This window comes from Cobetia sp. BL01, from assembly GCF_056493605.1.
This window is the reverse complement of the sequence record NZ_JBVBEE010000004.1, coordinates 315776-329750: the sequence shown is the minus strand read 5'-3', so window position 1 is coordinate 329750 and position 13975 is coordinate 315776. Positions and strand designations below refer to the sequence as shown.

11 protein-coding genes and 1 tRNA gene are annotated in these 13975 nt (G+C 62.8%); 8 read left to right on the top strand and 4 right to left on the bottom strand.

Translation table 11 applies throughout. The annotated features are described in order from the left end of the window. Positions 1–68 precede the first annotated feature (68 nt). From ACZYGA_RS10125 to ACZYGA_RS10115, 3 genes are all read right to left on the bottom strand, one after another. On the bottom strand, positions 69–296 hold the full coding sequence (locus tag ACZYGA_RS10125) for a hypothetical protein (protein ID WP_077379159.1): 228 nt from the start codon (positions 294–296) through the stop codon (positions 69–71). Positions 297–581: 285 nt separating this feature from the next. Continuing rightward, positions 582–875: a hypothetical protein gene (locus tag ACZYGA_RS10120; protein WP_479399078.1), complete on the bottom strand. Its 294-nt coding sequence runs from the start codon at positions 873–875 to the stop codon at positions 582–584. Between the two features lie 601 nt (positions 876–1476). Further along, positions 1477–1749 carry a hypothetical protein gene (locus ACZYGA_RS10115; protein ID WP_139070543.1) on the bottom strand — a complete coding sequence of 91 codons (273 nt, stop codon included), beginning with the start codon at positions 1747–1749 and terminating at the stop codon, positions 1477–1479. On the opposite strand from ACZYGA_RS10115, the gene ACZYGA_RS10110 reads away from it, so the two are divergent. Continuing rightward, on the top strand, positions 1748–1882 hold the full coding sequence (locus ACZYGA_RS10110) for a hypothetical protein (protein ID WP_479399077.1): 135 nt from the start codon (positions 1748–1750) through the stop codon (positions 1880–1882). The genes ACZYGA_RS10115 and ACZYGA_RS10110 overlap by 2 nt on opposite strands. 587 nt (positions 1883–2469) lie before the next feature. Beyond that, the gene (locus ACZYGA_RS10105; protein ID WP_084209333.1) at positions 2470–3027 is read left to right on the top strand and encodes a PRC-barrel domain-containing protein; all 558 of its coding nucleotides are present in this window, start codon (positions 2470–2472) and stop codon (positions 3025–3027) included. A gap of 340 nt (positions 3028–3367) precedes the next feature. On the opposite strand, the gene ACZYGA_RS10100 is transcribed toward ACZYGA_RS10105, so the two are convergent. Continuing rightward, positions 3368–3444: transfer RNA gene (locus ACZYGA_RS10100), tRNA-Ile, on the bottom strand. A 215-nt stretch (positions 3445–3659) separates the two neighbouring features. Between ACZYGA_RS10100 and ACZYGA_RS10095 the strand changes: the two genes are divergently transcribed. The 6 genes from ACZYGA_RS10095 to ACZYGA_RS10070 all read left to right on the top strand — a co-directional run bounded on the left by ACZYGA_RS10095 (position 3660) and on the right by ACZYGA_RS10070 (position 13939). After that, a complete protein-coding gene (locus ACZYGA_RS10095; RefSeq protein WP_136939026.1) occupies positions 3660–4301 on the top strand; it encodes a hypothetical protein in 642 nt (213 codons plus the stop codon). Positions 4302–4600: 299 nt separating this feature from the next. Next, entirely contained in the window at positions 4601–6733 is a 2133-nt protein-coding gene (locus tag ACZYGA_RS10090) for a TonB-dependent siderophore receptor (RefSeq protein ID WP_136939027.1), read from the top strand. A gap of 373 nt (positions 6734–7106) precedes the next feature. Beyond that, positions 7107–8795, top strand: coding sequence for a pyridoxal phosphate-dependent decarboxylase family protein (locus ACZYGA_RS10085; protein WP_077379149.1), 1689 nt, complete (start codon positions 7107–7109; stop codon positions 8793–8795). Beyond that, positions 8788–10344, top strand: coding sequence for a lysine N(6)-hydroxylase/L-ornithine N(5)-oxygenase family protein (locus ACZYGA_RS10080; RefSeq protein ID WP_479399076.1), 1557 nt, complete (start codon positions 8788–8790; stop codon positions 10342–10344). The genes ACZYGA_RS10085 and ACZYGA_RS10080 overlap by 8 nt, the downstream gene beginning before the upstream one ends. Next, positions 10341–13022, top strand: a complete 2682-nt coding sequence (locus ACZYGA_RS10075; protein ID WP_479399075.1) for a GNAT family N-acetyltransferase — start codon at positions 10341–10343, stop codon at positions 13020–13022. Before ACZYGA_RS10080 ends, ACZYGA_RS10075 begins: the two co-directional genes overlap by 4 nt. Before the next feature lie 317 nt (positions 13023–13339). Beyond that, on the top strand, positions 13340–13939 hold the full coding sequence (locus ACZYGA_RS10070) for an RNA polymerase sigma factor (protein WP_479399074.1): 600 nt from the start codon (positions 13340–13342) through the stop codon (positions 13937–13939). Positions 13940–13975: the final 36 nt, after the last annotated feature.

Sequence of the window (13975 nt, the reverse complement as noted above, 5' to 3'; positions counted from 1 at the left end):
GGCCCTCACTTCGGTGAGGGCCTCTTGCGTTTCAGGGCGTGGCATCTCCGGATACCCCGGTGATGTCGTTACTTCTTGATACCCTTGTTGGCGGCCTGCTCCAGCAGCTCTTCGGCTTCACTGGACGCCCCCTCCTCGCGCATCCTGGCCACATCCGCATACAGGCAGACGTAAGTGCCGCACGAGGCGCAGAAGACCTTGTCTTCCGGATTGTGCACCTGAGAGACGCGCATCCGCTTGCTACCACAGTCGGGGCACGGCTTGGGGATACGCAGTTCCTCGGATAGATCGGACATGTAACAGCCTCCTGTGCAGTCTCTGGAAGGCATGCATCCGCGACGCAAGCCCGGGGAACGGGAAGTACGCAGGATCCATGCGGTTGTGAAAGACATGGGGGCAGGCATCCTGCTTGCAACCCCATGGCGTGCTTGCCACCGAAGGTCGAGAAGAGCAGCCGTGAGGCGGCTGCCTGTCTCCTGCACACGACTCCCTTCCCGCTCGCGTCGTGTGCCAGGAACGCAAAGCCCCCGGCGCGGGCGGGGGCTTTGCATTGAGCTGGAGACCTCAGGATGCGCGAACTCTCAAGCCGCGCTGATGCGTTCACCGCTGACGATGGCATCCTGACGACTTCTCGCGGAGTGCTCCAGAGGGCGTCGCTGCGCATGGGAGCGGGCACCATCTCGCGTCAGACGAAACTCTTCCTGGAGTGCCATCTCACGCGCTGCCAATCGGAAGTCCCCCATGGAACACAGGACATGACCATTCGGGCATTTCAACAGGTGCTCATCGGGGAGATCACAGGCTGGCCAATGCAATGATTCATTGCACTCGGGGCAGCGAGGTCCATTACTGGTCGGGATTGAAGTAGAAAACATGCGCGAACTCCTTTTCGGCGCAAGAGGTGACGTTGTCATGACCAGGCTCTCGATAAGGGGATCATGCAGACATGGCTCAGCATGCGTGCGCATGATGGAGACACGAGGCCGCAGACTCCATTGCACTTTATGTTAGAAATATCAGATTCCTTGCTGATGTCCCGGATATCTCGAGGCATCTCCAGCATGTCTCATCCGCGACAGGGCATCAGACGCGCCTCATCCTGACAGGACAATCTTACAAACGAATAACACTCCCACGGATGATGCAGATCAAGGCTGTCTCGAAACACGCTGATTGCCTTGTCGGATGACACACAAAAAAATCCCGGCCAATGGCCGGGAAAACACTCTCAGGCAGAACAGGACCTGAATCGGGAGGCAACGCTCACCGAGGGGGTCGACCAGGACGCTGGACAGTCGCCAGCGGTATCACGAATTCATGTCGCCTCTGACAAGGCACTTACTCGGGGCTCCGGCAATGGACGATTGACCGAAAGGATGACTATTGCCGAAGCCTGACTCTCACATCTCACTGACCAGCATGCTGGACGACTGATGAATGCCGTATCACCTGCTGGCTGTCAGTGGGTAGAACATCTCAAGCCTGTGCATCAAGCTGCTTGATCACCTGGTTGGCCATCAAGGCAGGGTCGATGGTGGCACGCTTGCGAGCGCTGGCTTCAAGCCGGTCGCGCAGCATGAACCACACCCCGAGAAATTCGTCGCACTCGGCGCAGCTCACGATGTCGTCATCTGCCGGGCTTTCACCCAGATTGACGCGATTGCTGCCACAACGTGAACACTCCATGGGAACCTTGCGCACTGCGTTCATCTCGATGCCCTCCGCTGGATCCTTGATGAAAACTCTCATGGCCTTCCTCAATAGATTCGACCGTGACCTGCCAGATCTCGAGCAAGGAAAGGACGAGGGCTTGAAAAGCACGCTGCGGATCTCCATTCCCTCTCTTGGCGAGGCGTTCATCGTTGGCCTCGCTGCGCTCTGACACCCTCAAAGTTAGACACTTGAAAACTGTTGTACAAGTTTTTCTGAGTATCAAAACGTATCTGTATAGCTAACGTACACCCTGAACTTCCCATCCTGAACTGCGATTACGCAGCGTTGATCCCCCTGCAGATGTCGATCTCATCACTGACGACCGTCACGCCCCGACCGTAACACTTCGCTACAAATTCAGTGATCGTGCAATGAAAACTGCAGGTTCAGTGCGGCATTCTCCTCCGCCAGCACGGATGACAGCGCGGTTGGCCATCGATATTCACTGATGGACACCTCCATGCCTTGCCCTCCTGTTCTGCCGGCAGACCGCCGTAGCCCCGCCAGACGCCGGCATCTCGCTGGCCGAAAAGTGCACCTGATTCGTGACGAGCGCATGAACTACCGTACAAGTTTTTCCACTCCCCCCTTGAAACTTGATCGCGTCATCTGAATCTTAGGAAGCATGGCTGCACGAGATGGCAGCCCGACATCGTCCATGTCCTGATTGGTCCATCACTGCAGCACGCCACGCAGTCGCCGCCGGATTACATCAGGGCAGACGGCAATGAAGAATCGACACGCAAGGAGTACGGCATGAGCAAGATGAACCGCAAACAGATTCTGGGTGCGATCACCGCGACCACTCTGCTGACCACCTCCGGCCTGGCCATGGCCAATCCGCAGGGACTCTACTCCGCTGATGAACTGATGGATGCTGACGTCTATCTGCAGAACGACGACCAGCAAGTCGTGGGCGAAGTGGAAGATGTGCTGCTCGACGACAACATGCAGGTCGCCGCGCTGGTGGTCGAGAGTGATGAAGTGCTGGGCCTTGATGATCAGCAGTACGTGGTCGAGACCGGCAAGTTCACGCTGGAAACCCGTCAGGGTGACGACATCGACAATCTCGAATATCGCATCCATGTGAACATGGATGAGGCTCAGCTCAAGGAACAGCCGCAGTACACCACCGACTGGTGGCAGGACACTCGCAAGAGCGCGGCCGCTGCCTGGGATGAGACCAAGGACACTGCTGCCAGCGCCTGGCAGGACACTCGTCAGGCAACCGCCAATGCCCTGACCTCGGCAGGCAACGCGATCAGCGGTGCCGCCAATGACGCCCAGGATGAGATGACAGACGAGACTCAGTGACCATCACTGATATCGAAGCGTCTCGCGCCATTCTCGTGGCAGTGACATGAAGGATTCGCCGCCGCCCGCAAGGCAGTGACATCAGAGCAGTCCTTTACGACATTCGAGCCGACGCCCCGTTGCCACCTGGCACGGGGCGTTCTGGTATCTGGCGGTGCGAAGGCGAGCCGGAACGACTGACGTGCTGATGCAAGCCCATGCGACCTAGTTCCCCGCCAGCGAAAGGCGAAGAGCCACGGATGAAGCCGAAAGCGGAAAACCATCGATCTGGCGAAACGGGCAGGCACAAAAAAAGCCGCCGATGGCGACCTGGCAGGCGCTACAGAAAAGCGCCTCGGGATGGTGGGCCCAGCAGGACTTGAACCTGCGACCAATCGATTATGAGTCGAGTGCTCTAACCAACTGAGCTATGGGCCCGGACAGCGCCGCTATGATAGCGAAAGCCAAAGCGTCAGGAAAGCCCGAAAACTCAACAACATAGACCTCGCTGGACACGAGCCGCCGTCACCGCCTCCGATCAGCCCCATCCCGCCTGCCACCCTGTCACGAACCCTTGCGCCACTGGCGTGTCCAATGCCTCAATGCGCCGCACAGAGCTCACCCTTCGTAGCGCCCAGCCATCAGGAGTCACCATGTCATTTCCCTTTCTTCGCTGGACCTCTTCCTTCCACAAGCGCCTTCGCGCCCCTATCAAGGCCCTCGCCCTGGCCGTTGCCATGAGTGGTATCGGCATCAGCGTGCCCAGCCAGGCAGCCTGGCAGCTGATCCCGGATGCCAGTGGCGCCACCGCCACGCTGACCGAACAGAAGGCGCAGGGCAATGTCGAGCACGTCCACCACCTGCGTGGGTTGAGCGGCACCGTCGGTGATGACGGCAAGATGAGCATTCCGCTCAGCGTCGGTCAGACCGACCTGCTGGACAAGGTCGGCGAGCTGCCGCCGTGGCTGTCAGGCGTCAGTCAGATGCGTCTCGCCACCCTGACACTGAATCTGGACCCCGTGGCTCTGGCAGCGCTGGAGACAGGCAGGACGACACGCATGCAGGTGCCCTTCACGGCCACCGATGGCAACCGCACTCACCGCGATACCCTGCCCCTGAACGTGACCCGCGAGAGTGCCGACCGCCTGAGCTTCGCCAACGCCGAGCCCATGGCGCTGGACAGTGCGGAAGTCGCCAAGAACCAGGTCGGCAGTACCCTGCTTGGCCTGCTGGGCTATGGCAATCTGGTCGGCGATATTCCCATCACGCTGCAGGGCGAGATGCAGGACCGCTGATCCCCCGACGGCGCCATCCTCCGTCGAGGCGCCCCTCTGCCAAGGACCGCACTCTGACAAAGCCCGCCCTCTGACAAAGACCGCCCTCTGACAAAGACCGCCCTTCGGGGCGGTCTTTGCATGTCTGAGCGCCACCGGAAGCCCCCGCCAGGCCACGTACACGGCCCACTGACATCAGATAACAAAAATAATTCTCATTCATGGTTCAGAAATGCCAACCCTGTACGTCTTCCCTCAGGAGAGAACGACAAACAAGAAGCATTCGCAAAAACATCATTCAGGATGGAACATCGTCACTCATGAAAGACTCCGCCACGCGACACCCGCATCAATCCCCATTGCTTTCACTGCCACGGCACCCGCTGGCACTGGCGATTGCCCTGAGCCTACCCTTCACCGGGCAGGCCGTGGCGGCCGACCATCGGGATGCTCAGGACGAGCAGCTGGATACCATGACGGTCACCACCACGGCGGCTACCAAGACGCAGACCGGTTACCTGGAAACTCCCCAGGCTGTCTCCACCATCACCCGTGATGACATCGACAAGCGCGCCGCCGAGACGGTGCAGCGTGCCGCGGACTATACGCCGGGCGTGTTCACCAATCAGATCGGTGCTTCCAACCGCTATGACTATCTGGTCCTGCGCGGCTTCTCCGATGGCAGTGTCAGCAACACCTTCCTGGATGGTCTGAAGCTGATGGGTGACTCGGGCTCCTACAGCTCGATGACCATCGACCCCTACTTCCTCGACAGCATCGAAGTCGTCAAGGGGCCGTCCTCCGTCCTCTACGGCCGCTCCTCGCCGGGTGGTCTGGTCGCGATGCAGTCCAAGCGCCCCGAGTTCCAGGACTCCGGCCAGGTGCGTTTCACCGTCGGTGACGACAACGAGCGCAGCGCGGCCTTCGATCTCACCGGCCCGCTGGATGACGAGAAGCGCATCGCCTATCGCCTGACCGGCCTTGCCAGCGCCGAAGACACCCAGGTCGATTCCGTCAGCGAAGAGCGTTATGCCTTCTCGCCACAGATCACCATGGATGTCACCGACGACACCACCGTCACCCTGATGGGCTACTTCCAGAAGGACCCGGAAGGCGGCTACCACTCAGGCCTCCCCTACGAGGGCACGGTGGTGAGTCACGACGGCATCAAGCTCGGCAACGACTTCTACGAAGGCGACGAGGACTACGAGGAATTCGATCGCACCGAACGCATGCTCGGCTATGACTTCGAGCATCGCTTCAATGACGATGTCACCGCGCGCCAGAAATTCCGCTACCTGCGTTCCGATGTGGATCTCGAGCAGGTCTACGCCTATGGCTGGGCCTCGGATACCGAGCTGACCCGCTACTACTCCGGTGGCGAGGAAAGCCTGCGTGCCTGGACGGTCGACAACCAGCTGGAGACCCGCTTCTCCACCGGCGACATCGATCACACCCTGCTGTTCGGTGCCGATTATCAGACCCGCACCAACGACGTGGACTGGGAATACGGGACCGCCAGCTCGCTGGACGTCACCAGCAGCAGCGATGCCGATGTCTCCATCTATGCCACCGAGAACCAGAAGCGTGAACTGGATCAGACCGGTGTCTACCTGCAGGATCAGCTCAGCTGGGGCCGCTGGAACCTGGCCGCCGGCCTGCGTCAGGACTGGGTCAACATCAAGAATACCGATCGCGACTACAACACCAGCAGTGAGCTGAACGACAACGAGATGAGCGGCCGTATCGGCCTGATCTACGGCTTCGACAACGGCATCTCGCCCTACGTCAGCTACTCCACGTCCTTCTCGCCGAACTCCTACACCGACGAGGATGGCGACCTGCTCGACCCGACCACCGGCAAGCAGGTGGAAGTCGGCATGAAGTACCAGCCCAACGGCACGCGTGATCAGTACAGCGTCTCGCTGTTCCGCATCAATCAGGAAAACGTCGCCTCCAAGGACCCGGAAGACAGCTACTACACGTCCTACGGCGAGATCGAGTCCCAGGGCCTGGAGCTGGAAGCCCGCACCCAGCTGACCCGCGACTTCGCGCTGCAGGCCGGTTACAGCTACACCGACGTGACCTATGCCAAGGCGGAAGATGGCACCGAAGGCAACGATGCCAATCAGGTGCCGAAGCACCAGGTCAGCGTCTGGGGTGACTACGCCTTCAACGAGGGCCCTCTGACCGGCCTGAATGCCGGCCTCGGCGTGCGTTACTACGCCGACATGTGGGCGGATTCCGAGAACACTGAGAAGGTCCCGAACTACGCACTCGTCGATGCCCTGGTCGGCTACGACCTGAGCCAGGTCGGCTGGAGCGGCACCAGCGTGCAGCTCAACGTCAGCAACCTGTTCGACAAGGAATACATCGCGTCCTGCTACAGCACCAGCTTCTGCTACTACGGTGCCGAGCGCAGCGTGACCGCGACACTGACCTATGATTTCTGATTCCGACACTTCCGTAGTCCGTCGATTCTGAATCGACCCGCATGACCCGCTGGCGGCAAGGATGTCGCCGGCACCATCGCCCTGAACCACTCATCGTCTGATACCTCTGGCGTGTGCCGCACATGACATCGAGATTGCCCGACACAGGGGCGCTCGGTGACGACTCACTCTCTGCCAATGCCCACGGCAGGCGTGACTGACCGCGCCAACCGCTTTGCCAACAGCTTCACCAACAACTCCACCAACAACAACGACCGCATCACGCGGCACTTGATGAATGTCCTGACTGGTCCTCGCACCTGTGCCACCTGCCCTGGCTGGCTGCGAGTCTCTTCCAAGTCTTTATCTGCGAACATTCGCATAAGGTTATGTAATGCACAGCCTTCATGATTCCGCCGCCACCTATGGCGCGGCTGCAGGATCCCCCGCGTCTGCCCCCCAGGCCGCTGCCGCCGCGAGCTCCCTGTCCCGCTCGCCCAGCGCCGCCCTGTTCTCACCTGCCAACATGGATGCCTGGCAGGCCGGCATGCAACGCATCAGCAGTCTGGTCGCCGAACAGCTCGAGAACGTTCAGCAACCCTTCAGCGGCATCACTCCGGAAGCCCTGCGCCCGGCCTTTGCCGAGCTGGATCTCGAGACGCCCCTCGAGAATCTGGAAGCGGGCCTGGAGGAGCTCCAGTCGCTCTACCTGAAGGATGCCGTCTATTTCCATCACCCGCGCTACATCGCACACCTCAACTGCCCGGTCGTGCTGCCGGGTGTCTGGGCGGAAAGCCTGCTCGGCGCGATCAATTCCTCCCTCGACACCTGGGATCAGAGCGCCGGCGGCACCTTGATCGAACAGCGCCTGATCGACTGGACCACCGAACGACTGGGCCTGGGTCCGACCGCGGACGGCATCTTCACCAGCGGCGGCACCCAATCCAACCTGATGGCGCTGCTGCTGGCGCGTGACGCGGTCTGCGAGAAGCTGCCCAACCACCCCGGCAACCAGACCCACGGCCTGCCGCCGGAAGCCGGGCGCCTGCGCGTCTTCGCCTCCGGCATCAGCCATTTCAGCCTGCAGAAGGCCTGTGCCCTGCTCGGCCTCGGCCACAACGCCGTCATCCCCGTCGCCGTGGATGAGCGTCGCCGCATGGACCCGATAGCCCTGCGTGAGGCGCTGGACAAGGCGCGTGCGGAAGGCCTGATTCCGATGGCCGTGGTCGGGACCGCCGGTACCACCGACTTCGGCAGCATCGACCCGCTGCAGGCCATCGGCCGTGAATGCCATGCACGTGGCATCTGGTTCCACGTCGATGGCGCCTACGGCGGCGGTCTGATCACCTCGCGTCGTCACGGTCACTGGCTCAAGGGCGTCGAGATGGCGGACTCCGTCACCATCGATTACCACAAGACCTTCTTCCAGCCGGTCAGCTGCAGCGCCTGCGTGGTGCGTGATCGCACCCAGCTGCGCCACGTCACCTATCACGCCGACTACCTCAACCCGGAACTGCAGGCCCGCGAGGGCACACCGGATCAGGTCAACAAGAGCCTGCAGACCACGCGCCGCTTCGATGCGCTCAAGCTGTGGCTGACGCTGCGCCTGATGGGCGCCGATGCCCTCGGCGACATGCTCGATTGCGTGATCGACCTCACTCGCGAGGGCCATCAGCTGCTCGCGGCGGCACCGGACATCGATGTCGTCCAGGCCCCGGAGCTCAGCACCCTGGTGTTCCGCTTCCATGACGCCAACGAAGACACCCTCAGCGATGCACAGTGGGACGCCCTGAATCGCGAGATCCGCAAGCGCCTGTCGCGCAGCGGGGAAGCCATCGTCGCCGCCACCAAGGTCTCCGGCCGTCAGTATCTGAAGTTCACGCTGCTCAACCCGGACACCACCCGCGACGACATCGCCGCGGTGGTCGAGCTGATCCGCCAGCATGGTCAGGCGCTGGTCAAGGCGCATCACCTCGCCGTCAGCACCACGGCCCAGGCAAGCCACGCCGCAGCACTGGCCGATGCCCCCGCCGCCAGCCGTCGCAGCCACACCACAGAAGCAAAGGAAAGCCGTCATGCATGACACCTCGACTCCTCACGTCACCGACACAGCTGAAACGCGCAATGAGGTGCTCGACTTCGTCGCCATCGGCATCGGCCCCTTCAACCTGAGCCTTGCCTGTCTGAGCGAGCCGCTGGAGGACGTGAACGGCGTCTTCCTGGAGCGCAAGGCCGAATTCGACTGGCACCCGGGCATGCTGCTGGAAGACGCCAGCATGCAGACGCCCTTCATGGCGGACATGGTCTCGCTGGCCGACCCGACCAGCCACTTCAGCTTCCTCAATTACCTGAAGCTGCATGACAAGCTCTACAACTTCTACATCCGCGAAGACTTCTTCCTGCTGCGCCGCGAGTACAACCAGTACTGCCAGTGGGCGGCGCGCGAGCTGACCAGCCTGCGTTTCGATCACGAGGTCCAGGACATCCAGCATGTCGGCGACATCTATGTGGTGCGCGGCACTCGCCCCAGCACCGGCGAGGCCTTCACCTATCGCACACGCAAGCTGGTGCTGGGCACCGGCACCCAGCCGTATCTGCCCGGCGCTGCCGATGCGGTACGCGGCGAGGTGCCGGTGGCGGGCAGCCGCATGTGCCACAACGCCCACTACCTGGCGCGCAAGGACGAACTGACGTCCCAGCCGGCCATCACCATCATCGGCTCCGGCCAGAGCGCCGCCGAGATCTATCTCGACCTGCTGCGCGAGATCGACCAGCACGCCTACCAGCTCAACTGGATCACGCGCTCGCCGCGCTTCTTCCCGCTGGAATACGGCAAGCTGACGCTGGAGATGACGTCACCGGATTACATCGACTACTTCCATGCCCTGCCGCGCGAACAGCGCAACACCCTGCTGGCGACCCAGAAGGGCCTCTACAAGGGCATCAATCTCGAACTGATCAACGAGATCTACGACACCCTCTACGCCAAGCAGCTGCAGGGCGTGGTGCCCACCACCCTGATGACCAATACCGAGCTGACCTCGCTGACTCGCGAGAGCGCCGATGGCGACTTCAGCCTGGGGCTCTATCAGCGCGAACAGCAGCAGGCATGGCGCCACGAGACCAGTGCCGTGGTACTGGCCACCGGGTATCACTACGTCGCCCCGCCCTTCCTGAAGAGCATCGAGTCACGCATCCGTCGTGACGCCGAAGGCCGCTACGCCGTCGGGCGCTTCTACGCCGTCGACGCGCAGAGCACCGCAGACGCCGAAGGCAATGAAGGTGACCAGTCGCCCTTTGCCGGCGAGATCTTCGTCCAGAACGCCGAGCTGCATACCCACTCGCTGGCCGCCCCGGACCTGGGCATGGCCTGCTATCGCAACAGCTGCATCCTGCGCGCCATCACCGGGCGTGAGGTCTATCCCATCGAGCGGCGCATCGCCTTCCAGAGCTTCGGCGCCCCGGGCGTTGAAAAGGGCAACGGCAACGGCTTCACGCCTCTGCCCGCCGCCCATCTGGCCTATGGCGAGACCGACCTGCATGCCAGTGCAGCCAGCGAAAAGGCCGCCTCGTCCAGCACCGCCCCCACCGAGTCCTCACGCGCAGCGCAACACCGGGAGACCACCGCATGAACATGCCCGTCGACATCACCACCACCCGTGCCAACGCCCACAGCGCCGCGACCCCGGCCCAGCAGATCTTCGGCGACACATCACTGGACACCTCCCCGGCACTCGACCTGCTGAGCCCGGTACCCGGCACACGTTTCACGCGCCGCTCGGTGGAACTCGAACAGGCCCAGGCGCGCCTGCGCAAGCCGCAGGATGACAGCACGCCGGAGCGAGCGGAATTCGCGCTGCGCCCGCTGGATCTCGCCGCCGACATGGCGCTGGTGGACGAGTGGACCAGTGGCGCGCGCGCCAGCTTCTGGGGCATGAGCGAAGACCTGCTCACCACCAAGCACGATTTCTATCAGGGCCTGGAAGACAGTCGCCACGCCCAGGGCTGGCTCGGTCTCTACAACGACCAGCCGGCCTTCCTGGTCGAGCTCTATGACCCGGCACACGACCCGCTCGGCAAGCATTACGCCGTGCAGCCAGGCGACTTCGGCATGCACTTCCTCATCGCGCCGCGCAGCGATGACCAAGCCCCCATCAGCGGCTTCTCACGGGCGGTGATCGAATCGATCATGGCGATGATCTTCGCCGGCCAGTTCCGTGACGAGCACGCCGCAGATACCGGTGAGGCAGTCCGCCCGGTCACTCGCGTGGTGGTCGAACCCGACAGCCGCAATACCGCCATCCACCCGCTGAATGCCGCCGTCGGCTTCGTCGATCACGGCCCGCTGGATCTCGACGGCAAGCCCGCGCGTCTGTGCTTCTGCACCCCGCAGGACTTCCGCGCCGCTCTGGCGAGCCGCAGCCCGCGACTGGATACCGCCATCACCGCCAATCCGGCGGCGGCCGGCCAGCACCTCACCGGGCCGGACTGGCAGCAGGCCAATCGCCTGCTGGTGCGCAAGGCACTGGCCGAATTCAGCCATGAGCGCCTGATCCACCCGCAGTGTGCCGACGAGACCAACGCCCGCATCACGGATGGCTGGCATCATTACCGCCTGTCGCTGTCTGCCCCGGCGAGCGACAAGGGCCCCGTCAGTCGTCGTGCGGTGGAATATCGCTTCGTGGCGCGCCGCTTCCAGCTCGATCACTGGTTGATCGACGCGGCCTCTCTTCAGCGTCTGGATGCCAATGGCGAGGCCCTGCCGCTGGATGCCCGCGAGCTGATTCTGGAACTCAACGACGTGCTGGAGATTCCGCCGCGCCTGCTGCCGGTCTATCTCGAGGAAGTCAGCGCCACGCTCGCTTCCAGCGCCTGGAAGATGCAGCGCGCCGTGCGCGAGAATCAATCCGCCCGCGTGCTGGCCGGTGCCTCCTTCCAGACCCTGGAATCGGCGATGAGTGAAGGCCACCCGTGCTTTGTCGCCAACAATGGCCGCATGGGCTTCGATTCGCTGGACTATCGCGCCTACGCGCCGGAGGCCGCACAGCCCTTCGCGCTGGTGTGGATCGCCGTGCATCGCGACAACGCGCATTACTCCGGCGTGGATGGTCTCGATCCGCGCCGGCTGCTGGAAGAGGAACTGGGTCACGCCGAACTGGCCCGCCTGGAGCATCAGCTGACGGCCAAGGGCCTCGATGCCGCCGATTACCTGATGATGCCGGTGCACCCGTGGCAGTGGAATCACAAGCTGGCGATCACCTTCGCCGCCGAGATCTCAAGCCAGCGCATCGTGTGCCTGGGCCTTGGCGAGGACCGCTATCAGGCCCAGCAGTCGATCCGCACGCTCTACAACCGCAACCAGCCGGGCCGCCGCTACGTGAAGGTCGCGCTGTCGATCCTCAACATGGGCTTCATGCGCGGTCTGTCGCCCTATTACATGCGCGCCACGCCGGCCATCAACCAGTGGCTGCAGGGGCTGATCGACTCCGACCCGTCCTTCGAGACATGGGGCTTCCGCCTGCTGCGTGAAGTCGCCGCCATCGGCTATCGCGATGACGTGCTGGAAGATGCCGACCCGGCGGCCGTCGGCTATCGCAAGATGCTGGCCAGCCTGTGGCGCGAGAGCCCGGAAGACGTCAAGGGCGAGGGCGAGCGCCTGATGACCATGGCCGCGCTGCTGCACGTCGACAACGACGAGAAGGCATTGCTGCCTGCGCTGATCGAGCGCTCCGGCATCGGCGCCGAAGCGTGGATCGACAAGTGGCTGACGGCCTACATGACGCCGCTGCTGCACTGCTACTTCAAGCATGATCTGGTGTTCATGCCCCACGGCGAGAACCTGATCATGCGCCTGCGCGATGGCGTGCCGTGTGGTGCACTGATGAAGGACATCGCCGAAGAGGCCGCGCTGTTCGCCACCGACGAGACCCGCGCCCTGGAGCTGCCGGAAGGAGTCGAGCGTCTGGTGGTCGAGGTGCCGGAACCGATCCGCATCCTGTCGCTGCTCACCGATATCTTCGACTGCATCTTCCGCTTCGCGGTACCGCTGCTGGTGCGCGAGCAGGTGATGACGGAAGACGCCTTCTGGTCACGCGTCGCGGCCTGCATCCATGACTACCAGGATGCGCACCCGGAGATGGCCGACAAGTTCGCGCGTCACGACCTGTTCGCGCCACGCTTCACGCTGTCGTGCCTCAACCGACTGCAGCTGCGCAACAACCAGCAGATGGTCGACCTCACCGACCCCTCCGGTGCCTTGCAACTCAAGGGAGAGCTGGACAACCCCATCGCCGCCTTCGCCCGCCACTGACGGCGTCGCGCCTCCCGGATCATCTCGCTGAACGTGATCCGGGAGGCCGGCCCCCTCCGCGCAAGTCCCGCCTTGCGCGTCTGACCGCCTCCGAATGCTTCGCAGGCGGTCAGACGCGTGCCTGCCAGACAGACATTGATAATGATTCGCAACACCAATATGATTGAGCGCCCCATCACGCCAATCCTCATTGCGAGCCGTGGATGTCCTCTTTCTTCTGCGCATTCCAAGCACTGACAGAAGCCCGCTCAGATGAGGGCGCTGACCTGCAGACGCAACGGCCCCCCTGCGATTCGCCGGCACGGGCTGCCTGCCCGGTGGCTGACCCCCGGACGGATACCAGCGCGGTGGCCGAGGATGAGCTGGCGTCGCTGGACGCACTGTTTACCCGCTATCACCAGGAGCTGATCGGATTCCTGACCCGTCAGCTGGCCTCGCATGATCTGGCGGAAGACATGTGTCATGACGTCTATCTGCGCCTCAGGATGACAGGGGAGCCGCCGCGCAATCCGCGCGCCTGGCTGTATCGGATCGCACGCAATCTGATCATCGATCATCACCGCCACCAGTCGCGCGCCCCGGTCTTCGAGGAAATGGAAGACGACGACGAGCGTCTCTCGGCGACACGCCTGGACCCCGAGCGCTGTCTCGCGCGGCGCCAGAAGCTTCAGGTGATCCAGCAGGCGCTCGCCGAGCAGCCCCACCATCTTCGTCAGTCACTTCTCTGGTATCGACTGGAAGGCGTGACCAAGCGTGAGATCGGCGAGCGTCTGGGGGTCTCGGAGCGCATGGCAGGCCGCTATGTCCAGCAGGCGCAACGCCATTGTGCGGATCGACTGACGGCCGCCGGCTGCTTTCGCGGTGAGCGGGCCGACAACAGGACGCGCGCTGGCGACATCCCCGGGTCTTCATCATGATTTCCACCTTCAAGCACCGCCTCGAATGCGGCTGAC